Here is a 21,173-nt window from a genome sequence, read left to right as displayed (position 1 = left end):
GTCAGCTGTCCTTGCGGAGGGCGTGGGCGAGGAGGTCGAGGAAGGAGCGGTTGATGAGGCTCGACTCGGCGGGCCTGAGCGGGCGCCGGGACAGCATGGCGGCCTGTCCGTAGAGGGCTTCGGCGCTGGTGCGGGCCAGTTCGGGCTCGTCGATGGTGACGGCGGTGCGGACCAGCGGGTTCAGCTGGTTGAGGATCAGCTGGGCCCGGGGTGCCTCCTGGCGCAGGGCGCCGAGGATGTCGCCCCACAGGCCGCCCTCCTGCTCGCGGGCGAGCTGGGAGCGGGTGCGTTCGTGCCGGGCCTCGCGGCTGTCGACGAGGAGGGCGGGGGCGGAGGCGGGCTGGAAGGTGCGCAGGGCGACATCGCAGTCGAAGACCGCGAGGGCGTCGCGGGCCTGGGCGAGATAGGCCGCGGCGGCGAGTTCCGTCTCCCGGTCGACGGGGTCGAGGTGGGCGGTGAGGGTCGCCGGGTCGAGGTCGGCGACGGTGACCTCGGGCCTGATCTCGGGGAGCCGGTGGACCAGTTGGCGGTCGTAGGTGTAGCCGCCGTTGACGACACCGAGGCCGGCGGCGGAGGCGATGGCCGCGACCTGCCGGAACTCCTCGACGCTGGACGTCACGAGGACGGTGCGGTGGGTGCGGGCGAACTCGTCGAGGGTGCAGTGCCCGGCGGTGGTCTCGAAGGGCAGCCAGGGCAGCAGCATCCGCAGGATCTCGTCGTCGTGCACGGCGAGCGACTTCACGGCCAGGTGGTGGGCCTGGAGGAAGCGGCCCAGCAGCTCGGGGTCGCTGGCGGCGGCCCGGGCGATCCAGGCGCGCAGCCGCTCGGCGAGGGCGTCGCGGACGGCGGCGAGGGTGTCGTCCTCGTAGAGCGCCTCACGGGACGCGGTGGGCCGCAGGCTCTCGGCGTCGACGACACAGCGCACGAAGAACGCCCACTCGGGCAGGATCTCCTCGGCCTGCTCGGACAGCAGCATGCCCTTGACGTGCACCCGGTGGCCATGGCGCCGCCCGGCGGGCACCGCTTCGGGCAGCACGCAGGCGATGCCCTTGAGGCCGACGGCCGGCAGGTCGAGTTCGATGGTGTCCAGCGGCGCGAACCCGAAGACCTCCTCGCCGTACGCGGCCAGCGCGCGGGAGCGGGCGCCCGGGGTGGGGTACGTGCGCGACCAGGGCGCGGGCTCGGAGTTCACCGGCACGCCCCCGCCCGCCGAGCCGTCGTCGAAGGTCACCGGGTGCCGCAGCAGGGAGCCGAAGTGGCGGGCCAGGGCGTGCACTTGGGCCGGGCGGGTCCATTCGCCCGCGTCGGCGCGCGGTGTCAGCGTGACCGTCGTACCCGGCCGGTGGCGGGCGGTGGCGGGCAGGGTGCGGACGGTGTAGCTGCCGTCGCCGCGTCCGCGCCATTCGACGGCGGGGGCGTCGGGGGTGCGGGCGGAGCGGCTGACGACGTGGATCTCGTCGGCGACCAGGAAGCAGGAGAGCAGGCCGATGCCGAACTGGCCGATGAAGTCCGCGCGTTGCTCGGCGACCTGCTCGGCGCGCTTGCTGCTGCGGCCGATCGTGGCGAGGAAGGTGTGCACGTCGGCCTCGGTGAGACCGACGCCGTCGTCCTCGACGCGTACGGTCGCGCCGTCCGCGTACAGACGGATGCCGAAGTCGCCGCCGGGCTCGATCGCGTGCCGTGCGGTGAGCGCGTCGACCGCGTTCTGCAGGAGTTCGCGCAGATAGACGCGGGGGCTGGAGTAGAGGTGGTGGGAGAGGAGGTCCACCAGGCCGCGCAGGTCGACCTGGAAGGTGCGGTCGGTGGCGGCGTGGTCGGCGGTGTTGTCACGCAGGGGCATGGATCAGTCCGGGGTGAAGGGAACGGCGGAGGGGGACGGTGGCCGTGGCCGTGTGGCCGCCGGCTCAGAATGCCTTGCGGAGGCGTGTGTACGCCTTCTGCGGATCCGACATGAAGACCCAGGGCCACTCGGTGTACACGCCCTCCAGCTCGCGGAAGACATTGGAAGCCGTGCTGCTGCCCGCCAGCGCGAGGGCCATGGCGAAGATGTTGTAGTCGCCCTGCCAGCCCAGGCGCCGTTCATACGCGTGGTGCAGGATGCTGCGCTCCGCGGCCTCTCTCAACTCGGTCCGGATCCTCGGGTGCTGGAGGCAGTCCCGGTTGTCGGACTCCACCCACTCCTCGATGCGTGCCATGGCGACCACGCAGCCGAGCCGGTGCCCGTCGGGTGCGGCGGCGAAGGCCTTCTGGGCGAACTCCAGGGCCTGGCCCGGCTCTCCGCCCCAGCGGGGCTGGAGGTGCGAGACCCATTCCAGGTGGATGTCCACGTCCAGCGGATCACGGCGGAGCCCCGCCGCGAGCCGGGCCTCCTGGACGTTGTCGTCGAGGGACATGCCGCGTCCGGAGGTGAGCAGTTGGCGCCACGGGGTGACCCAGTCGGGGCGCAGCTCGACGGCCTCGAGGAGGTGCTCCTCGGCAATGCGCAGGCGCTCGTAGAACGTCTGCCACTGCTCGCGGGTGACGTCCGCCGCGCGGGCGGACGTACGGGCGTCCCAGCCCCAGGAGATGTGGCGCGCGCCCGAGATCAGCAGGGCGGTCGCCCGGAGCTCCTTGTCGGCCCTGTCCTCGTCGGCGGCCCGGACGATCCACTCCTCCACGCCGTCCACCCCGGACAGTTGCCCCAGGACCGACTGCTCTCGGCCGAGGTCGAACGGGGCGAGGGCCGTCTTGACGGCCGCCCAGTCACCCGACTCGGCCGCCTCCACGAGCGCGAGCACCCGTGTGTCGCCCAGCGCGCGCAGCGCGTAGACCCCGCCCTTGCGCCGACGCGGGGCGGGCAGGGCGTGCGTGTCCGCCCCTGGTCTCTCCGCGCCCCTGCCCAACAGCCTGCCCAACATGCCGCGCCCTCCCCTGGCCCCGCGTGATCGTTCGGTGCAGCATAAACGGCACCACCGACAGCGCTTCCACAGGGTTTTCACCCGCGTCGCACGTCACCGGGTCGGTTCGTACGTCAACTCCTTGACCCGGCGCAGCGTCAGGGTTGTCTCGACGGTCTGGACGCCTTTCAGGGCGCCGACGCGTTCGCTGAGGTAGCGGTAGAGCTCGCCGCCGTCGCGGGTGACTACGGAGGCGACCAGGTTGGCCTGGCCGGTGGTCGCGGCGGCGAAGCCGACCTCGCGGTGCGCGGCGAGCGCCTCTCCGACGTCGGCGAGGGCGGAGGGGGCGACGGTCAGCCAGAGCATCGCGCCGGTGCCGAGGCCGAGGGCGGCGCTGTCGTACTGCACGTCGAAGTAGAGGGTGCCCGAGGAGCGCAGCCGTTCCACGCGGCGTTTGACGACGGACTCCGACTGGCCGGTGGCGGCCTGGAGTTCGTTGAGACCGGCGCGTCCGTCGCGGCGCAGCAGGGCCACCAACGCCTCGTCCTCCGCGTCGAGTTGTACGGCGACGTCGGCCGCCTCGGGTCGTGGCGGACACAGCGCCGCCTCCTCGTCCGCGGTGAGCGCCCCGGCCTTGTTGAGCAGGCCGAACGGGCCCCCGTAGAACATGTGGAGCAGACAGTGGGCGCTGACGGAGGTGACGCGTGGGGTGCGATGGAGGCGGCCGAAGAGGAGTTCGTCGCGTTCCTGCCTGCTGCGCGGCTTCATCGCGCACAGGACCTCGGTGCCGCCGGAGATGAGGTCGATGTAGGTGGTGTCGGAGCGGCGGGCCAGGGCGCCCGCGAGTTGCTCGGCCGCGTCGGGGGTGCAGCGCAGCCGGACGATCCAGCCGGTGCGACCGAGCCGGCTCTCGTCGAGCATGCCGATCACCCGAAGCCCGGCGGTGGTACGCAGCCGTCGGAAGCGGCGGGCGACGGTCTGGTCGGACACCCCGAGCACCTCACCGATCCGGCTGAACGGCGCCCGCCCGTCGAGTTGCAGGGCCTGCATCAGCTTCAGGTCGAGTGAGTCGAGAGGCTGGGCGTCCACGGCGGCCTTTCCGATCAGTTGCGGTGCGGGCCTCCACCCGGTCGCGGGGGCCCGGGATCATCCTGCGCGATCCCGGGCCCCCGCGGCGCGCCGTACCCGTCCCCACGGACGCCGCGCCACCGCCGAACCGACGCTCCGCTCGACGCGCACGGCCCGGCAGGCCTGGCGCCATCCCGCCGAGCGAGACGGCGTCGCCCGTGTTCGGGGACCAACCCGTCACGCCGTCACGCCGTCAGCGATGGCGTCTCGGACGTCTCCGGGCTGTGTCCCGCCGCCTTGGTGGTCGTCGTGTGGCCTGGGCGTCGTAGCAGCAGGATTCCTACGACGGCTGCGAACAGCGTCAGGACCGCGGCGACGGCGAGGCAGAGCTGGAGGCCGTCGAGGAAGGCGTCGGACAGGGCGGCCAGGGCGCGGGGTGTGTCCGCGCCGAGGTTCATTCCGGCGACGGCGGCCATGCCGTCGTGGTCGGCGACCTCGACGACCTGCCGTGCGGTCGCTCCGGTGAGGCCGACGTCGGCGAGGTGGCCGGGCAGGGTGTCGACGGCCTCGGCCGACAGCAGGGCACCGAGGATCGCGGGGCCGAGCGCGCCGCCGACCTGGCGGAAGGCGTTGTTGCCGGCGGCGGCCATGCCCGCCTTGTGGAACGGCACCGAACTGACCGCGGTGGCGGTCATCGGGGTGATGACGAAGGCCAGTCCGAGGCCGAGCAGGGCCAGCCGCCAGGCCAGTGATCCGAAGGACGTGTGCGCGTCGAGGTCGGTGAGGGAGAGCAGGGCGGCGGAGCCGACGAGGAGCCCGCCGGGGATGAGCAGCCGCGGGGGGACCCGGTGGACCAGGCGGCCGACGGGGGCGCCGAGCGCGAGCGGGACCACCGTGACCGTCAGCAGCCGCCAGGCCGCGTCGAGCGTGGACAGCTGCTGGACCATGCCGAAGTAGAGGCTGAGGGCGAAGAAGAACCCGATCAGGCCGAGGAAGCTGATCATGGCGATCAGCGTGGTGGCGGTGAAGGCCGGGCTGCGGAACAGGGAGAGGTCGAGCATGGGGTCGGCACTGGAGCGTTCCACCAGGACGAAGGCGACGGCACCGACCGCGGCGGTCGACAGCGCGACCATCACCTTGGGGTCGGTGAAGGACGTGGCGCCGCCTTCGATGATCCCGTAGACGAGGGCGGTGATGGCCAGTGCGGCGGTGGTCTGGCCCGGCCAGTCCAGCCGGCGCGAGCCCGGCGCGCGGGAGTCGGTCAGCAGCCGGGCCGCGCAGACGGCCGCGAGGAGCGAGGCCGGTACGGGCAGCAGATAGATCCAGCGCCAGCCGAAGTGGTCGAGGACGACACCGGCGATGAGCGGGCCCACGGCGAGGGCTGCGGTGAGCGCGGTGGCCCACAGACCGATGAACCTGCCGCGTTCGCGCGGATCGGGCACCGCGTGGCTGATCAGGGCGAGGGTGGTGGGCAGCAGGGCCGCCGAGCCGACGCCGGCGAGGGCCTGTCCGACCCAGACGAGCTCGATGTTCTGTGCGCACAGCGCGACCAGGGCGCCGAGGCCGCTGAGGGCGAGGCCCGCCTGGTAGACCTTCTTGCGGCCGTGGGCGTCACCGAAGACCCCGGCGGTCAGGATGAGCGCGGCCATGGGCAGGACGAACGCGTCGGAGACCCAGGAGAGCTGGGCGGTGGTGGCGTGAAGGGCCCGCTGGATGGCGGGCAGGCTGACGGAGACGGTGGTCACCGGCAGATAGGCGACGAACACACCGACGCAGGCCATGACGAGCGTGGCGGCCCGTCGTTCCTGCGGTGCGTGTGCCGTGGTCGTGGCGTTCACGAGGGACTCTTCCTGAGGGCGCGCGGGGGTACCGGGCGCGGAGTGGCTGACGGCGACCACCTTGGGTGCCGCTCACGGCACCCACCTAGCCAGCGGCCACCGGTCCCCGGAAATCCGACACCCGACGGGCCTCAGACACGGATCTCCGACGTGGGACCCGGTTCACCGCGAGCCTGCCGCCGACCGCGCGCCAGGACGACAGGCGGCAGCCGGTCCGCCGCTGCCGCCGAGCGGCTGCCCCGGACGCTGAACTCCGCGGCCGTCGCCGTCGTAGAAGGGGACGTGGCAGAGACGACAGCCCTGTGGACCGGATCCTGCGCCGGTTCACCTGACCCCACCACGAAAGGCCTTCACGCACGTGAGCACAGCAAGCCGGGCCCGGTTGTCCATGCGGCTGTCCATGCAGAACTGGCGCATGGCGAAACGCCTGTACGTCGTCCTCCTCATCCCTGTGCTCGTCGCGCTGTCCCTCGGGGCCTTCCGGGTGAAGCGCTCCGTGGAGACGCTCCAGGACGCCGAGGACGCCGTGCGGGTCGCCCAACTGGTGCAGACGGCCAACAAGTACGCCAGTGACGTCATCGACGAACGGGACGTGTCGGTGGTCCCGCTGCTCCAGGGGAAGCGGTCGGACCCCGCGATCACGAAGGCCAGGGCGATCACCGACCAGGATCGCGAGGACTTCGACGAGGCGGTTGCGAACATGCCGCGCTCGGCCCGTCTGCTCCAGCGGGTCGCGGCGGTCCGCACCGGCGAGAAGGCGCTGACGGAGCTGCGCGAGGACGCCTTCACGGACAGGCTCCCCGGCGTCCAGACGGAGGAGAAGTACCACCTGATCCAGCATCCCCTGATGGAGCTCTCGAACGAACTGGGCTTCGGCAGCAGCAACCAGGCCAGTTTCGGCCGCACCCTGTACGCCATGTCGCTGACCCAGGCCGCCGAGTCGCTGACCCGGGCGATCGGCCAGCGCATCCTGGCCGAGGACCGCGACCGGCTCAAGGACGGTGAACTGGCCGTACAGCTGGCCACGTTCCGGTCCTACGCCTACCTCCAGCAGGTCGCGCTCCAGGAGTTCGCCGGCGCCGGGACCACCGAGGACCTGAAGCGGCTGGACCGGGCCATGGCCACCGCACGGGAGAAGGGCCAGTCGCTCACGGCCCGGGCGGCGCAGCAGGCCGAGGACGCCGGGAAGCCGTTCGTCGCCCCGCCGACGCTGGCGGAGATGATCGACGAGATCTCGTCCGGCGCCACCGCCGAGCGGCTGGCGGCCGACGGCATCACCGCGGAGTCCTACTTCACCGCCTCGACGCTCGCCTTCGACGCCTACCGCAGCGTCGAGGTGCAGCTGACGGACACCGCGCTCGCCAAGGCCGAGGGGATCTCCGACGACGCCCGGCGGGACGCGGTCGTCAACTCCTCGGTCGTCGTCGCCGCCGTCGTGCTGGCCTTCGTACTGGCCGCCTGGGTCGCGCGCTCGATGACCGGCAGCATGCGCCGGCTGCGCGGCGCCGCCCTGGACATCGCCCAGACGCAACTGCCCGCGCTGGTCGACAAGTTGTCCCAGCCCCGCCCGCATCCGGTGGACACCCGGGTGGCCCCCATTCCCATCGCCACCCGGGACGAGATCGGCGAGGTCGCCCGGGCCTTCGACCAGGTCCATCGCGAGGCCGTCCAACTCGCCGCCGAGCAGGCCCTGTTGCGCGGCAACATCAGCACCATCTTCACCAGCCTCTCGCGCCGGTCCGAGGCGCTGGTGGAGGGCCAGCTGCATCTGCTGACCGACCTGGAGAAGCACGAGGCCGATCCCGACCAGCTGGAGAACCTGTTCCGTCTGGACCATCTGGCGACGCGCATGCGCCGCAACGGCGAGAACCTGCTCGTGCTCGCCGGGGAGGAGCCCCGGCACCGCTGGGACCAGCCGATGCCGCTGATCGACACGGTGCGCGCCGCCGCGTCCGAGGTCGAGCAGTACGAACGGATCCAGCTCTCCGGCATCCCGGAGACCCTGGTCCACGCGCGCGCCGCGAGCGACCTCGTGCATCTGCTGGCCGAACTGCTGGAGAACGCGACCACGTTCTCCTCCCCGCGCAGCCCGGTACGCGTCACCGCCGCCCAGCTCCCGGACGGCCGTGCCATGGTGGAGATCCACGACGAGGGCGTCGGCCTCACCCCGCAGGACTTCGCCGACCTCAACCGCAAGCTCGCCGACCCGCCCACCGTGGACGCGGCCATCTCCCAGCGCATGGGGCTCTTCGTGGTCGGCCGCCTCGCCGAACGGCACGGCATCCGCGTCCAGTTGCGCCCCGCCCGGGCGGAGTACGGCGCCATCGCGCTGGTCATGCTGCCGTACACCACGCTGGCGGACCAGGGGGCGCCCGCGTACAGCACCTTCTGAGGCGCCTGCGACAACGCCGGCCCATTCACGGGGTGGATGCGCCGGATACGGGATTCGGATCGCGGGAGGGATGGCGGTGGGCGTGCCCGGCCGCCCATAGTCGTCGCTACCCGCACCCCGCTGTCCGTACCGGCAGCGCCCGGCCACCGCGGCCGGTAGGTGTGCGGACGTCCCCCGCATGCCGTGCGCCGTCGGCGCGTCACCCGGCATGCCCGCTCCCGTGCCCCTGCCTCGGAGTCGCCATGCCCGGTTCCCTGTCCCCGTCCCCCACCGTGGCGGAAGACGCCGCCGTGTCACCCGTCCCCGTCTCGGGACCGGCCCATCTGCTGCGCGTGACGCTGCTCATGGCGGGCAGCTGTCTGCCGATCCTGGGGGCGGTGCTGATCGCCCCCGTGCTGCCGAAGATGCAGGACCACTTCGCGTCGGTGCCCGGTGCGAAGGCGCTGGTGCCGCTGGCGCTGACCGTCCCGGCGCTGGCGCTCGCGCTGCTCGCCCCGTTCGCCGGGGTGATCGTGGACCGGCTGGGCCGCAGACGGCTGCTGATCGTGGCGACCGTCCTGTACGCCGTGTTCGGCACGGCGCCGCTGTGGCTGGAGTCCCTCGGCGCGATCATCGCGAGCCGGGCGCTGGTCGGGGTCGCCGAGGCCGCGATCATGACGTGCTGCACCACGCTCATCGGTGACTACTACAGCGGGCAGCGGCGCGTGAAGTACCTCGCCCTGCAGACCATGTGCGCCTCCGCGTCGGCCACCGTCTTCTTCGTGCTCGGCGGGGCCGCCGGGTCGGCGGGGTGGCGGGTGCCGTTCTGGGTGTACGCGGTGAGCCTGGTGCTGGCGCCCCTGATGGCCTCGGCGCTGCCTTCGACTGGCGGCGAGGCGGCGAGCGTCGTCCAGGGCGACCGACGCCCCTTCCCCTGGCGGCAGTTGGGCGGTATCTGCGCGCTCACCTTCTTCGGGGCGATGGTCTTCTACACCGTGCCGGTCGAGATGTCGTACCTGCTCGACGATCTCGGCGTCGAGAACTCCGGTGTGATCGGCCTGGCCACCGCGGTCGCCAGCGCCGCGACGGTGGGCGGGGCGGTGGCCTTCGCGCGGCTGAAGCGTGCGCCCGCGGCCCTTCTGCCCGGGGCGCTGGCGGTGTGCGCGGTCGGCTTCGGGGTGATGTCCGTGGCGGGGAACGCGCCGGTGCTGGTGGTCGGGGCGGTGATCAACTGCGTCGGCACGGGCATGCTGCTGCCGGCCCTGCTGACGAGTGCGATGTCCCGGCTGGGCTTCGAGGACCGGGGGCGCGGGACGGGGCTGTGGATGGCGGCGTTCTTCGGCGGGGAGTTCGTCTGTCCGCTGGTGCTGCTGGGCGGGGAGGCCGTGGTGGGGAGTCTGGCGGGGGCGGTGGGGGTGTTGGGGGTCGCCGCGGGCGGTGTCGCTGTGGGCCTCCTGGGTCGTCGTCCGGCTGCGGGCCGTCGTGGCTGGTCGCGCGGTTCCCCGCGCCCCTAGGTCGCTGCCGACGTCTCTCGGACCTCTGCCCTAGCGAGTCGCCGTCAGCGTCTCCCCCACCTGCTCCGCCTTGCGCCGGAGCCAGATGTGCGCCGCGTCCTGCGCGTGCACCGGGTGCCACCACATCGCCTGGCCCACCGGGACCGCCTCGAAGGGACAGGGCAGGACGCGCACCGCCGCGGAGCGGACCGCCCTGCGGGCCAGGCGTTCCTGGATCATGGCGATCCTGCGGGTTCCCTCGACCATGTGCGGGAGCAGCTGGAAGGTCTGCACGGACACCTCCACGCGCGGGCTGATGCCGAGCATGCTGAGCTGGCGGGCCACCGGGGCGTCGTAGGGGCGCTGGTATACGGCCCAGGGCAGCTGGGCGAGGTCGTCGAGGGTGAGTTCCTCGCCGACGTCGGGGTGGTCGTCGGCGATCAAGCACAGCCAGCGGTCCTGGTAGAGGTCGACCGCGGGGAAGCCGTCGATGACCCCGTGCGGCATCAGCAGGCCGTCGACGGTGCTGAGCACGGCCGCCGTGTTCTCGACCACCGACGGGGCCGGGTGCTGGAAGGTCAGCCGGACACCGGGCGCCTCCTCGTGCATCGCGCGGGCCAGTGAGGCGCCGAAGACGGCCGCGCCGTAGTCCGAGGCGAGCAGCGTGAACTCGCGGGTCTCGGCCGCCGGGTCGAAGTCGGCCTGGCTGGAGAAGAGGCGTTCCAGCAGGTCACAGGCGCTGGCGCTGCGATCGCGCAGGGCGACGCCGAGCGGGGTCAGCTCATAGGCGTTTCCGGTCCGGGCGAGGAGTTCGTCGTCGAAGTGCCGGCGCAGTCGGGACAGCGCGGCGCTCATCGCGGGCTGGCTGAGCCCGACCCGCTCGCCGGCCCGGGTGACGTTGCGCTCCTCCAGCAGGGCGCGCAGGGCGACGACGAGGTTGAGGTCGAGTCGGGACAGGTTCACCGGGCACCACCTGGGACGTGCGGGGCGGTCCATGGAAGGGCTATCCATGGCGTGGATGTGGCTCATCCGCAGGATCTATTTCCGTGATTCGCCGAACGAGGTCAGAGTAGACCGCATCCCAGCTGGAGGAAATCTGATGTCAACGCTCGCGCAACCTGCCGGCCCCTTCGCGCTCGGCACGTTCTCCACCCCGGACGGGGCTCCCTTCCCCGGCCTTGTGACCCGGGAGCGGGTGCTCGACCTGAGCGGGGCCCTGGCCTGGGCGCCGTCCGACGTGCGGGCCGTGGTGGAGCGGTGGGAGGAGGCCCTGCCCCTGCTGCACCGTCTCGCGGACGACGACACCCTCGACCGGCTGCCGCTGGACGGCCTGCGGGTGCACGCCCCGCTGGAGCCGCGGCAGATCTTCCAGTCCGGCGCCAACTACCGGCAGCACGTGATCGACCTGGAGGTCGCCCACCGCTCCCCCGACGACCCGCGCACGGTCGAGGAGGCCCGCGCGGAGATCGCCGCGATCATGGACCGCCGGGCCGCCGAGGACCTGCCGTACGTCTTCATCGGTCTGCCGAGCACGATCGCGGGGCCGTACGACGACGTCGTGCTCCCGGCGTGGGCCGAGCAGCCCGACTGGGAGCTGGAGCTGGCGGCCGTGATCGCCAGGCCCGCCTATCGGGTCCCTGTCGAGCGGGCCCTGGAGTACGTCGCCGGGTACACGATCGCCAACGACCTGACCGACCGGGCGACCGTGTTCCGCCGGGACATGAAGGCCATCGGCACCGACTGGCTGCGCTGCAAGAACGCGCCCGGATTCACGCCGCTGGGCCCCTGGCTGGTGCCGGCGGGGTCGATCGCGGACCCGGGTGATCTGCGGGTGACCCTCAAGCTCAACGGCGACACCATGCAGGACGAGTCCACCAAGGACATGCTCTTCGGTGTCGCCCGGCTGGTGTCGTACGTCTCGCAGACCTCCCGACTCCTGCCCGGCGACCTGGTGTTGACCGGCAGCCCGGCCGGGAACGGCATCCACTGGGGGCGGTTGCTGCGCGACGGTGACGTCATGGAGGGCTCGATCACCGGTCTCGGCGTGCAGCGCACCCGCTGTGTCGGGGAGAGCGTGTGAACCGGCACGACCCCGAGGGCGCGATCGCCGAGGCGGCCAAGGAGTTCTCCAACTGGGGGCGTTGGGGTGCGGACGACGTCCTCGGCACCCTCAACTTCCTCGACGAGGCCAAGCGGCGCGAGGGGGCCGCCCTGGTCCGCCGGGGGGTGAGCTTCTCGCTGTCGCAGCGCTTCGACATGAACGGCCCGCAGAAGGGCTGGCGGCGGCGGACCAACCCGGTCCACACCATGCTGGACACCGGCACCGACGCCGCCCTCGGCAACCAGGGCTTCCCGCACGGCATCGGCGGCGCCGACGACGTGATCGCGATGCCGCTCCAGTGCTCGACCCAGTGGGACGGGCTCGGGCACATCTTCGACCACGGCAAGGCCTGGAACGGGCGGGCGGCCGAGCAGGTCGTCACCTCCGACGGCGACCTCGTCACCGGCATCGAGCACATGGCGCCGTACGTCGCCGGCCGCGGCGTCCTGCTGGACGTGGGCCGAGTGTGCGGAGCCGAAGGCGAGTTGCCCGACTCCTTCGCCGTCACCGAGGAGCACCTCACCGCGACCGCGGAGGCCCATGGGGTGACCGTCGGCCGCGGTGACCTCGTCCTCGTACGGACCGGACAACTCGCCCGCGTCAAGCGCGACGGCTGGGGCGACTACGCGGGCGGGCCCGCACCCGGCCTCTCCTTCACCAGCGCCGGCTGGCTGCACCGCACCGAGATCGCCGCGATCGCCACCGACACCTGGGGGTTCGAGGTGCGGCCCAACGAGTTCGACCACGCCTTCCAGCCGCTGCACCAGGTCGCCATCCCCAACATGGGCCTGCTGATCGGCGAGATGTGGGACCTCGACGCGCTCGCGGCGGACTGCGCCGACGACGGCGTGTACGAGTTCTGGCTCACCGCGGCCCCGCTCCCCATCACCGGCGCCGTCGGCTCCCCCGTGAACCCGATCGCCGTCAAGTAGCACCTATCGCAACCCAGTTGAACCCGACCGCCTTCAAGTTGCCCCTCTCGCCACCCAGTTGAACCCGCTCACCGTCAAGCAACCCCGCTCGCCCTCCATCCGACCCCGCCGCCCGAAGCCGCGCGGCCCCACCCGGGAGGTATCCCCGACATGGCTGACAGCCTCGCCCCCTCTGTCCTGATCATCGGCGGAGGCACCTCCGGAAACGCCCTGACCGTGCTGCTGCGCCGAGCCGGGATCGGCGTCGACCTCGTCGAGGCGAGCCCCGACTGGAAGGCGGCCGCCGGCTCGGGCATCACCCTCCAGGGCAACGCCCTGCGGGTGCTGCGCGAGGTCGGAGTCCTCGACACCATCGTGAAGGAGGGCTACAAGGCCGAGGGCGTCGCCATCCTCACCCCCGACGGATCCGTGCTGGCCGCCCATGAGGAGCTGCGCACCGGCGGCGACGACCTGCCCGCCCACATCGGCATGCAGCGCCCCCGGCTGCAACAGCTCCTGATCGACGAGGCCCGCGCCTCGGGCGCCGACATCCGCCTCGCCACCACGGCCACCGCCTTCCAACAGGACGGCAAGGGCGTGGACGTCACCTTCTCGGACGGCACGCGCCGCCGCTACGACCTCGTCGTCGGCGCCGACGGCCTCGGCTCGGCCACCCGCCGGATGATCGGCGTCACCGACGAACCCCGGCCCACCGGCATGGGCATCTGGCGTGCGCCGGCGCCCCGGCCCACCGGGGTCCGCCGCACCGAGATGGTCTACGCCGGCCGGTGCTTCATCGCCGGGTACTGCCCGACCAGCGAGGACACGGTCTACGCGTACCTCGTCGAACCCGCCCGCGACCGGGCCTCGATCGACCCGGCGGGCTTCGCCGACGAGATGCGGGCGCTCACCGAGGGGTACGGCGGCGCGTGGGACGAGATCCGCGAGGCACTGACCGATCCGACGGTCGTCAACTACACCTGGTTCGACCGGCACCTGGTGGAGGGACCGTGGCATCGCGGCCGGGTCGTGCTGGTCGGCGACGCCGCGCACTGCTGTCCGCCCACGCTCGCCCAGGGTGCCGCGATGTCCCTGGAGGACGTCCTGGTCCTCGCCGAGCTGCTGACCGGCCTGGACGACTGGGCCGAGGAGCCCCTCGACCGGCTCCTCACCGACTACCACGCCCGGCGGCTGCCCCGGGTACGCCTGGTCGTCGACGCCTCCGTCCAGCTCGGCCAGTGGCTGCTGGACGGGGTGCGCGACGCGGACGTGCCCGGACTGATGCACCGCACCATGACAGCCCTCAAGGACCTCCCGTGACCACGCGCTCGACTCCGGTGCCGACGATCGACGTCCACGCCCACCTCGTCCTCCCGGAGATCGAGGAGGCCGCCGCCGGTCACCCCGGCCCCGGCCTCGCCGAGGCCCGCGCCCTGGACGCCCGCCGCAACGGCCCCGCGGCCCTCGCGGTGAACGGCCCCATGGTCGGCGCCCGCATCCCGCGGCTGACGGACGCCGCGGTGCGCCTGGCGTCGATGGACGCACAGGGCGTGGACATCCAGCTGGTCAGCCCCTCCCCCTCGCACTACCACTACTGGGCGGGCCTCGAACTGGCCGCGACCATCGGCAGACTGGCGAACACCGGTACCGCCGACCACTGCGCCAAGGCCCCCGAGCGGCTGTACGGCCTCGGCCTCGTCCCGCTCCAACACCCGGATCTGGCCGTCGAGTTGCTCGACCACGCACTCGAACTGGGTCTACGAGGCGTCGAGATCTCCTCGCACGCCCCCGGCCGCGAACTGTCGGACCCGGCATACGCACCGTTCTGGTCCCGGGCCGAGCAGACCGGAGCCCTCGTCCTCCTGCACCCCTTCGGCTGCACACTCGACGAGCGCCTGGACCAGTGGTACCTGTCCAACACCGTCGGCCAGCCCACGGAGAACGCCACCGCGCTCTCCCACCTGATCTTCTCCGGCGTCCTGGACCGCCATCCGGGGCTGCGGCTGATCGCGGCGCACGGCGGCGGCTATCTGCCCACCCACATCGGCCGCTCCGACCACGCCTGGCGGGTCCGGCCCGACGCGCGGGGCTGCGCCCGGGAGCCCAGCAGCTATCTGCGCCGGCTGTACTTCGACTCCCTCGTCCACGACCCGGCCGTGCTGCGCGCCCTCGTCGCCGCCGCGGGCGCCGACCGCGTCCTGCTCGGCTCCGACTTCCCCTTCGACATGGGCACGGACGATCCGCTGGGCGCGCTGCGCGCGGCGGGCCTGTCCGACGCCGACTTCGAGGCCGTACGGGGCAAGAACGCGGCCGACCTCCTCCGGAAGGACTGACACCATGCGCCTGCTCACCCACCTTCGGCACGTCGACCTCGCCGTGCCCGACTACGACAAGCAGCTCGACTTCTACGCCGGCGTCTGGGGCCTGACCAAGGTCGGGGAGGACTCCGGTATCTCCTTCCTGGCCGCCGAGGGCAGCCCCGAACACTATGTGATCCGGCTGCGCAAGGCCGAGGAGAAGCGTCTCGACCTGGTCTCCTACGGCGCGGCCTCGGCCACCGACGTGGACACGCTGGCCGAGCGACTCCTCGCCGGTGGGGTGCGGTTGATCTCCCAGCCCAGCAAGGTCGACACCCCTGGAGGCGGCTACGGCTTCCGCTTCTTCGACGTCGACGGGCGGACCATCGAGGTCTCCGCGGACGTCGAGGTGCGCCGCCACCGCAGGATCGAGGAGAAGGAGTCGATCCCGGTCAAGCTGTCGCACGTCGTCCTCAACTCCCCCGACCTGAACCGCACTCGGGAGTGGTACGAGACCCACCTCGGCTTCCGCCTCTCCGACACGCTGTCCTCACCCCACATGGGCGAGGTCATGCACTTCATGCGGATCAGCAACCAGCACCACTCCATGGCCATCGCGCAGGGCCCGCACACCGCGCTGCACCACGTGTCCTTCGAGATGCGCGGCATCGACGAGTACATGCGCGGTTCCGGCCGGGTGATGCGCTCAGGGGCCCGCAAGGTCTGGGGGCCCGGCCGGCACATGGCGGGCGACAACACCTTCACGTACTTCCTCGACCCGCACGGCAACACCGTGGAGTACACGACGGAGTTGGAGAACCTCGACGAGGACACCTGGCACCCGCACGTCTACGACTTCTCGCAGCCCGAGGTCACCGACCAGTGGGGCACCGCGAACCCGATGAACGAGCTGGTCGCCAAGGAGTCGTTCAACGACGTCGACCGCGGCTGCTTCGTCGCCCCGCCGGTCTGAGCCGCCCCACCGGTCTGATCCGCCCCACGGTCTGATCCACCCCTCCCGACAGGACCCCCTCCATGCGTTTCGCCACCTACGAGTTCCGCGGCCGACGGCACGTGGCCGTCGTCGAGACGGACGGCACGCTGTATCCACTGCCCGCCGTGCGCTCCCTCACCGACCTGCTCACCGAGACGGGCGGCCTTGACCGGCTGCTCGACGCGGGCGCGGTGGCGCTCGACGTGCCGCCCGGCCCGCAGGTGTCCGAGGTGCGGCTGCTGCCGCCGCTCCAGCCGCCCACCGTGCGGGACTTCGTGACGTTCGAGGAGCATGTGGAGGGGGTGCGCAGGTCCATCGACGGGAACGCGGGGGTACCGGAGCAGTGGTACGCGGCACCGACGTTCTACTTCACCAACCCCTATGCGGTGTACGGCCCGCACGACGACATCCCCGTGCCGCCCGGGTCGGCCGTCCTCGACTTCGAGCTCGAAGTCGCCGCCGTGATCGGCCGGGAGGGGCGCGACCTCGGGCCGGAGGAGGCCCGCGAGCACATCGTCGGCTACACGGTCTTCAACGACTGGTCCGCCCGTGACCTCCAGTCCGCCGAGATGAAGGTCAACCTCGGCCCGTGCAAGGGAAAGGACACCGCCACCACGCTCGGCCCGTTCCTGGTCACCGCCGACGAGATGGAGCGGTACCGCGACCCGGACGGCTTCCTGCGCCTCGCCCTCACCGCCTCGGTCAACGGCGAGGTGATCGGCGAGGACCTGCTGTCCAACATGAGCTGGACCTTCGAGGAGATGGCCGCCTACGCCTCCCGCGGCACCTGGGTGCGCCCCGGTGACGTTCTCGGCTCGGGCACCTGTGGCAACGGCGGCTGTCTTGCCGAGCTGTGGGGCGTGCGCGGCCGTCAGGACCCGCCGCCGCTGAAGCCGGGCGACACGGTCACCCTCGCCGTCGAGGGCATCGGCACCGTCTCCAACACCGTCGTCGCGGGTACCGCGCCGCTGCCGCTCCCGACGGGCCGACGGCGTGGCCGGGAGCGGCCGTGAAGCGGCTGCTGGGCAAGGTGGTCGTCGTCACCGGCGCCGCCCGCGGCCAGGGCGCGGCGGAGGCGGAGGCGCTCACCCGCGAGGGCGCCCGGGTCATCGCCACCGATGTACGGGACGCCCCGGGCTGTCGCCGCCTCGACGTCACCAGCGAGCGGGAGTGGGCCGAACTCGCCGCGGAAATCGGGGAGTCGTACGGCCAGGTGCACGGTCTGGTCAACAACGCGGGCGTCACCTGGCGCGCCCGCCTCGGCGACGTACGCCCCGAGGACTTCGACCGGGTGCACGCCGTGAACGTCACCGGGCCGCTCCTCGGCATCCGGCGGCTCGCCCCGCTGATGCGGCCGGGCGCGTCGATCGTCAACGTCGGCTCCACCGCGGCCCTGACCGGCCACTACCCGGTGGCGTACACGGCGAGCAAGTGGGCGCTGCGCGGCCTGTCCAAGGCGTCCGCCCTGGAGTTGGGACCGCGTGGCATCCGGGTCAACACGATCCATCCCGGGTTCATCGAGACCGAGATGACCGCGTCCGCCGAGCCCGCCTTCCGCGAGGCCAACGTCCGCGAGACACCCCTCGGCCGCACGGGGACCGTCGACGAGATCTCCCCGCTCGTCGTGTTTCTCCTGTCCGACGAGGCGTCCTTCATCACCGGCGCCGAGATCCCGGTCGACGGCGGTCTCACCGCGCACGGCGGGGTCAAGTCGATGTCCGACGCACTGAAGTAACGGGAACGGAAGGGCTTCATGGACAAGGTCCGCGCGAGCGCCGCCGAGGCGGTGGCCGACATCCCCGACGGTGCGTCGCTGGCCGTCGGCGGCTTCGGCCTCAGCGGCATCCCCGACGTGCTCATCAGGGCCCTGCACGCCCAGGGCGCCGGTGGCCTGGAGGTCGTGTCGAACAACTGCGGGGTCGACGGCCTCGGCCTGGGCATCCTGCTGGCGGACGGCCGGATCGCCCGCGTCACCGGCAGTTATGTGGGCGAGAACAAGGAGTTCGCCCGGCAGTACCTCTCCGGCGAACTGGAGGTGGAGCTGGTGCCGCAGGGCACACTGGCCGAGCGGCTGCGGGCCGGCTGCGCGGGCATCCCCGCCTTCTACACCCCGGCGGGCGTGGGCACCCAGGTCGCGGGCGGCGGCCTGCCCTTGCGTCACGCGTCCGACGGCTCGGTGTCCGTCACCTCGCCGCCGAAGGAGATCCGCACCTTCCGGGGCCGCCCGCACGTCCTGGAGCACGGCATCACCACCGACTTCGCCCTCGTACGGGCCTGGCGCGGCGACCGCCACGGCAACCTGGTGTTCCGCAAGGCCGCCGCGAACTTCAACCCGTTGGCGGCCATGGCCGGCGGGATCACCGTCGCCGAGGTCGAAGAGCTGGTGGAGCCAGGCGAGTTGAGCCCCGAGGCGGTGCACGTCCCCGGCATCTTCGTCCAGCGGGTGGTGGAGTTGACGGCTGCTCAGGCCGACGACAAGCGCATCGAGAAGAGGACCGTACGAGCATGAGCTGGACCCGCGACCAGATGGCCGCCCGCGCCGCCGCCGAACTCACCGACGGCTCCTACGTCAACCTCGGCATCGGTCTGCCGACCCTGATCCCCGGTCATCTCCCGCCGGGCGTCCAGGTGGTCCTGCACTCCGAGAACGGCATCCTCGGCACCGGCCCCTGTCCCACGGAAGCCGAGGTCGACCCGGATCTCATCAACGCGGGCAAGGAGACGGTCACCGTGCTGCCGGGTGCCGCGTTCTTCGACTCGGCCATGTCCTTCGGCATGATCCGGGGCGGCCACATCGACACCGCCGTGCTGGGCGCGATGCAGGTGTCGCAGCGCGGGGACCTGGCCAACTGGATGATCCCCGGGAAGATGGTCAAGGGCATGGGCGGGGCGATGGACCTGGTCCACGGCGCCCGCCGGGTCGTCGTCCTGATGGAGCACACCGCCAAGGACGGCAGCCCCAAGATCGTCCGGGAGTGCGCGCTGCCGCTCACCGGCGAGCGCTGTGTGCAGCGGATCATCACCGACCTGGGCGTCCTCGACGTCACGTCCGAGGGGCTCGTCCTCGTCGAGTGCGCGCCGGGCGTGAGCGCCGAGTACATCGCCGGGCGGACGGACGCGCCGCTCGCCCGGGCCGGCACTCATGCCGCGGTGTAGCCCAACTGCCGTCTCATGAACGGGGTCATGAGGGTCTTCGCCTTGGCCAGGGTGGTGGTACGGCCGCCGAGGACCGCGCTCTCGCCGCCCGGTACCGGGAGCATGGTCACGCCGTCGGCCGGGCCGAAGGGCACGATGAGCGGGGTGCGGTGGACCGCGCGGTAGGCGCGGGGTTTCTTGCCGTGCCGGCCTGAACTGCGCAGGTAGGCGCGGATGTTGTGGGCGGCGACCTCGGCCTGGGCGAGGGCCGCCGGAGTGACCTTGAGTTCGCCCACGTCGTTGACGTCGCCGACCGCGAACACGTCGGGGTACCCGTCGACCTGGAGCATGGTGTCGACCTTGACGTGCCCGGTCCCGTTCAGCCAGGCGCCGTGTCCGGCCAGGCGCAGCCACAGCGTGTTGGGCGTGGTGCCGGTCGCCCAGAAGGAGGCGTCCGCCTCGATGACGGTGCCGTGGGCGTCGCGGTAGGTGCCGAAGTCGTTGCCTGGCGACATGAAGGAGTCGAGGCGCACCTCCACGTCGTGCGCCTCCAGCCAGGCGCGGGCCTTCTGTCCGGCGCGGGCGCTGCCCGTGGAGTGCAGCAGTTCGGGGCCGGAGTGGGCGAGGGTGACCCGGGCGCCGGGGCGGGCCAGGCGTATCTCGGCGCCGAGTTCGACACCCGAGGGGCCGCCGCCGACGACGAGGACGTGCTGGGCGGTGGCGACCTTGCGCTGGTGCTCGCCGAACGACTTGGCGGCCTCCTCGGCGGTGGCGCCGGCGAAGCGCGCGGGTTCGGGGTAGTCGGCCCCGGTGGCGATGACCAGCACGTCGTACGGCAGGCGTTCCCCCGTGGCCAGTCGGACCTCGCGCCCGGCGGTGTCGATGCGGACCGCCTTGCCGGTGACCACCCGGCCGTGGGTGAGCAGGCGGTCGTACGGGATGAAGGGTGTCACCGTCCACTCCGGGCGCACTCCCGCCCGCAGCGAGGCGATGCGGTGGAAGAAGACCTCTTTGCGGTCGACGAGCGTGACCCGCGCCGTCGCGTCCAGTCGTTTCGCGAGGCGGACACCCGCGTAACCGCCGCCGATCACCACTACGTTGCCGTCGTGCACAACGGATCTCCTGTGCCTGGTGGGGGGAATGAGCGCGACAGTAACACTTGAAACCTCAAGCAATGGGCGGGCCGTGTGCGAGTCCCGTGAAGAGAGGTGAGACCAAAGCGCGCCGGACCCGTGGGGGAGTCCGGCGCGCCGCGCGTTCCGTTCCGCTACTTCCGGCCGACGCCCCCGTAGAAGCCGATCGAGGCGGCGTCGGCCGGCAGTGGCCCGTCGGGGCGCCAGAACGGGACCTGGGTCAGTCCCGGTTCCAGGAGGTCGAAGCCGTCGAAGTAGCGCTCGACCTCGGCGTGGCTGCGCAGGTTCATGCTGGCCGTCGCGTTCTTGTAGACGGCCTGTGCGTCGGTGCGCTCGAAGAGGTCACCCGTGGCGTGCGAAAGGACGAGGAAGCTCCCGTCCGGGAGAGCGTCACGCAGGGTGGAGACGATCTCCCCCGGCTTCTCCGCGTCCGTCACGAAGTGCAGGATCGCGACGAGCAGCAGGGCGACCGGCTCGTCGAAGTCGATGACCCGACGCACCTCGGGATGGTCCACGATGCTCCGCGGATCGCGCAGGTCGGCGAGGACGATACTCGTCTCCCCCGTGCGGCTGAGCAGCGCGTCGGCGTGCCGTTTCACGATCGGGTCGTTGTCGACGTAGGCCACCCGTACGTCGGTCGCCGCCTCGTGGGCGATCTCGTGCACGTTCGGCGAGGTGGGCAGCCCGGTGCCGACGTCGAGGATCTGGCGGACGCCCTCGCCGACGACGTGCCGGACGGCCCGGCGCAGGAAGTCCCGGTTGGCCCGCACGCTGACCCGCGCCTCGGGCGCGACGGCGACGAGCCGCTCGCCCGCCTCCTCGTCCACCTCGTAGTGGTCCTTGCCGCCCAGCAGATAGTCGTAGATCCGGGCGGGGTGCGGCCTGCTGGTGTCGATCTCCCCGACGATGCCGTCCTGCGTCACGTTCCACTCCCCTTGATGACCTGCGTGATCGAC

The 21,173-nt window shown here is 72.1% G+C and carries 18 protein-coding genes; 11 read left to right on the top strand and 7 right to left on the bottom strand.

Annotation, left to right across the window (positions count from 1 at the left end):
• Position 1 precedes the first annotated feature (1 nt).
• From ACIHIX_RS27530 to ACIHIX_RS27515, 4 genes are all read right to left on the bottom strand, one after another.
• Complete coding sequence (locus ACIHIX_RS27530) at positions 2-1,840, bottom strand: HSP90 family protein (protein ID WP_399960616.1); 1,839 nt, start codon at positions 1,838-1,840, stop codon at positions 2-4.
• A 64-nt stretch (positions 1,841-1,904) separates the two neighbouring features.
• Positions 1,905-2,897 carry a hypothetical protein gene (locus ACIHIX_RS27525; protein WP_399960614.1) on the bottom strand — a complete coding sequence of 331 codons (993 nt, stop codon included), beginning with the start codon at positions 2,895-2,897 and terminating at the stop codon, positions 1,905-1,907.
• Positions 2,898-2,990: 93 nt separating this feature from the next.
• Positions 2,991-3,965 carry an Lrp/AsnC family transcriptional regulator gene (locus ACIHIX_RS27520; RefSeq protein ID WP_399960612.1) on the bottom strand — a complete coding sequence of 325 codons (975 nt, stop codon included), beginning with the start codon at positions 3,963-3,965 and terminating at the stop codon, positions 2,991-2,993.
• A gap of 224 nt (positions 3,966-4,189) precedes the next feature.
• Positions 4,190-5,782, bottom strand: a complete 1,593-nt coding sequence (locus ACIHIX_RS27515) for an MFS transporter (RefSeq protein ID WP_399960611.1) — start codon at positions 5,780-5,782, stop codon at positions 4,190-4,192.
• A gap of 415 nt (positions 5,783-6,197) precedes the next feature.
• Here ACIHIX_RS27515 and ACIHIX_RS27510 point away from each other — a divergent pair, with 415 nt between their 5' ends.
• Positions 6,198-8,174 (top strand): nitrate- and nitrite sensing domain-containing protein, encoded by a 1,977-nt coding sequence (locus tag ACIHIX_RS27510; RefSeq protein ID WP_399960849.1) that lies wholly within the window; start codon positions 6,198-6,200, stop codon positions 8,172-8,174.
• Between the two features lie 242 nt (positions 8,175-8,416).
• On the top strand, positions 8,417-9,667 hold the full coding sequence (locus ACIHIX_RS27505) for an MFS transporter (RefSeq protein WP_399960609.1): 1,251 nt from the start codon (positions 8,417-8,419) through the stop codon (positions 9,665-9,667).
• 30 nt (positions 9,668-9,697) lie between these two features.
• Here ACIHIX_RS27505 and ACIHIX_RS27500 read toward each other — a convergent pair whose 3' ends face one another.
• On the bottom strand, positions 9,698-10,609 hold the full coding sequence (locus tag ACIHIX_RS27500) for a LysR family transcriptional regulator (RefSeq protein WP_399960607.1): 912 nt from the start codon (positions 10,607-10,609) through the stop codon (positions 9,698-9,700).
• Between the two features lie 136 nt (positions 10,610-10,745).
• Here ACIHIX_RS27500 and ACIHIX_RS27495 point away from each other — a divergent pair, with 136 nt between their 5' ends.
• The 9 genes from ACIHIX_RS27495 to ACIHIX_RS27455 all read left to right on the top strand — a co-directional run bounded on the left by ACIHIX_RS27495 (position 10,746) and on the right by ACIHIX_RS27455 (position 19,105).
• Complete coding sequence (locus ACIHIX_RS27495; RefSeq protein ID WP_399960605.1) at positions 10,746-11,726, top strand: fumarylacetoacetate hydrolase family protein; 981 nt, start codon at positions 10,746-10,748, stop codon at positions 11,724-11,726.
• Positions 11,723-12,679 (top strand): cyclase family protein, encoded by a 957-nt coding sequence (locus ACIHIX_RS27490; protein ID WP_399960603.1) that lies wholly within the window; start codon positions 11,723-11,725, stop codon positions 12,677-12,679. Before ACIHIX_RS27495 ends, ACIHIX_RS27490 begins: the two co-directional genes overlap by 4 nt.
• A gap of 150 nt (positions 12,680-12,829) precedes the next feature.
• Positions 12,830-13,978 carry an FAD-dependent oxidoreductase gene (locus ACIHIX_RS27485; RefSeq protein ID WP_399960601.1) on the top strand — a complete coding sequence of 383 codons (1,149 nt, stop codon included), beginning with the start codon at positions 12,830-12,832 and terminating at the stop codon, positions 13,976-13,978.
• Positions 13,975-14,991 (top strand): amidohydrolase family protein, encoded by a 1,017-nt coding sequence (locus ACIHIX_RS27480; protein ID WP_399960599.1) that lies wholly within the window; start codon positions 13,975-13,977, stop codon positions 14,989-14,991. The genes ACIHIX_RS27485 and ACIHIX_RS27480 overlap by 4 nt, the downstream gene beginning before the upstream one ends.
• Positions 14,992-14,995: 4 nt before the next feature.
• Positions 14,996-15,928, top strand: a complete 933-nt coding sequence (locus tag ACIHIX_RS27475) for a VOC family protein (protein ID WP_399960597.1) — start codon at positions 14,996-14,998, stop codon at positions 15,926-15,928.
• Between the two features lie 62 nt (positions 15,929-15,990).
• Positions 15,991-16,962 (top strand): fumarylacetoacetate hydrolase family protein, encoded by a 972-nt coding sequence (locus tag ACIHIX_RS27470; protein WP_399960595.1) that lies wholly within the window; start codon positions 15,991-15,993, stop codon positions 16,960-16,962.
• A complete protein-coding gene (locus ACIHIX_RS27465; protein ID WP_399960593.1) occupies positions 16,959-17,684 on the top strand; it encodes an SDR family NAD(P)-dependent oxidoreductase in 726 nt (241 codons plus the stop codon). Before ACIHIX_RS27470 ends, ACIHIX_RS27465 begins: the two co-directional genes overlap by 4 nt.
• A gap of 18 nt (positions 17,685-17,702) precedes the next feature.
• Positions 17,703-18,458: a CoA transferase subunit A gene (locus ACIHIX_RS27460; protein WP_399960591.1), complete on the top strand. Its 756-nt coding sequence runs from the start codon at positions 17,703-17,705 to the stop codon at positions 18,456-18,458.
• The gene (locus ACIHIX_RS27455; protein WP_399960589.1) at positions 18,455-19,105 is read left to right on the top strand and encodes a CoA transferase subunit B; all 651 of its coding nucleotides are present in this window, start codon (positions 18,455-18,457) and stop codon (positions 19,103-19,105) included. Before ACIHIX_RS27460 ends, ACIHIX_RS27455 begins: the two co-directional genes overlap by 4 nt.
• Here the strand turns inward: ACIHIX_RS27455 and ACIHIX_RS27450 are convergent.
• The gene (locus ACIHIX_RS27450) at positions 19,090-20,196 is read right to left on the bottom strand and encodes an NAD(P)/FAD-dependent oxidoreductase (RefSeq protein ID WP_399960587.1); all 1,107 of its coding nucleotides are present in this window, start codon (positions 20,194-20,196) and stop codon (positions 19,090-19,092) included. The two genes, ACIHIX_RS27455 and ACIHIX_RS27450, sit on opposite strands and share 16 nt — an antisense overlap.
• A 155-nt stretch (positions 20,197-20,351) precedes the next feature.
• Entirely contained in the window at positions 20,352-21,140 is a 789-nt protein-coding gene (locus ACIHIX_RS27445) for an SAM-dependent methyltransferase (RefSeq protein WP_399960585.1), read from the bottom strand.
• Positions 21,141-21,173 lie beyond the last annotated feature (33 nt).

Origin of the sequence: Streptomyces sp. NPDC051913 (assembly GCF_044593635.1) — a bacterium.
Classification (GTDB): Bacteria; Actinomycetota; Actinomycetes; order Streptomycetales; family Streptomycetaceae; genus Streptomyces.
This window is presented reverse-complemented; position numbering and strand designations above follow the sequence as displayed.

Coding starts and splice junctions, on each gene's coding strand:
- ACIHIX_RS27495 (WP_399960605.1), top strand. CDS start 10,746: ATGTCAACGCTCGCGCAACCTGCCGGCCCCTTCGCGCTCGGCACGTTC.
- ACIHIX_RS27475 (WP_399960597.1), top strand. CDS start 14,996: ATGCGCCTGCTCACCCACCTTCGGCACGTCGACCTCGCCGTGCCCGAC.
- ACIHIX_RS27530 (WP_399960616.1), bottom strand. CDS start 1,840: ATGCCCCTGCGTGACAACACCGCCGACCACGCCGCCACCGACCGCACC.
- ACIHIX_RS27505 (WP_399960609.1), top strand. CDS start 8,417: ATGCCCGGTTCCCTGTCCCCGTCCCCCACCGTGGCGGAAGACGCCGCC.
- ACIHIX_RS27525 (WP_399960614.1), bottom strand. CDS start 2,897: ATGTTGGGCAGGCTGTTGGGCAGGGGCGCGGAGAGACCAGGGGCGGAC.
- ACIHIX_RS27470 (WP_399960595.1), top strand. CDS start 15,991: ATGCGTTTCGCCACCTACGAGTTCCGCGGCCGACGGCACGTGGCCGTC.
- ACIHIX_RS27510 (WP_399960849.1), top strand. CDS start 6,198: ATGGCGAAACGCCTGTACGTCGTCCTCCTCATCCCTGTGCTCGTCGCG.
- ACIHIX_RS27485 (WP_399960601.1), top strand. CDS start 12,830: ATGGCTGACAGCCTCGCCCCCTCTGTCCTGATCATCGGCGGAGGCACC.
- ACIHIX_RS27455 (WP_399960589.1), top strand. CDS start 18,455: ATGAGCTGGACCCGCGACCAGATGGCCGCCCGCGCCGCCGCCGAACTC.
- ACIHIX_RS27460 (WP_399960591.1), top strand. CDS start 17,703: ATGGACAAGGTCCGCGCGAGCGCCGCCGAGGCGGTGGCCGACATCCCC.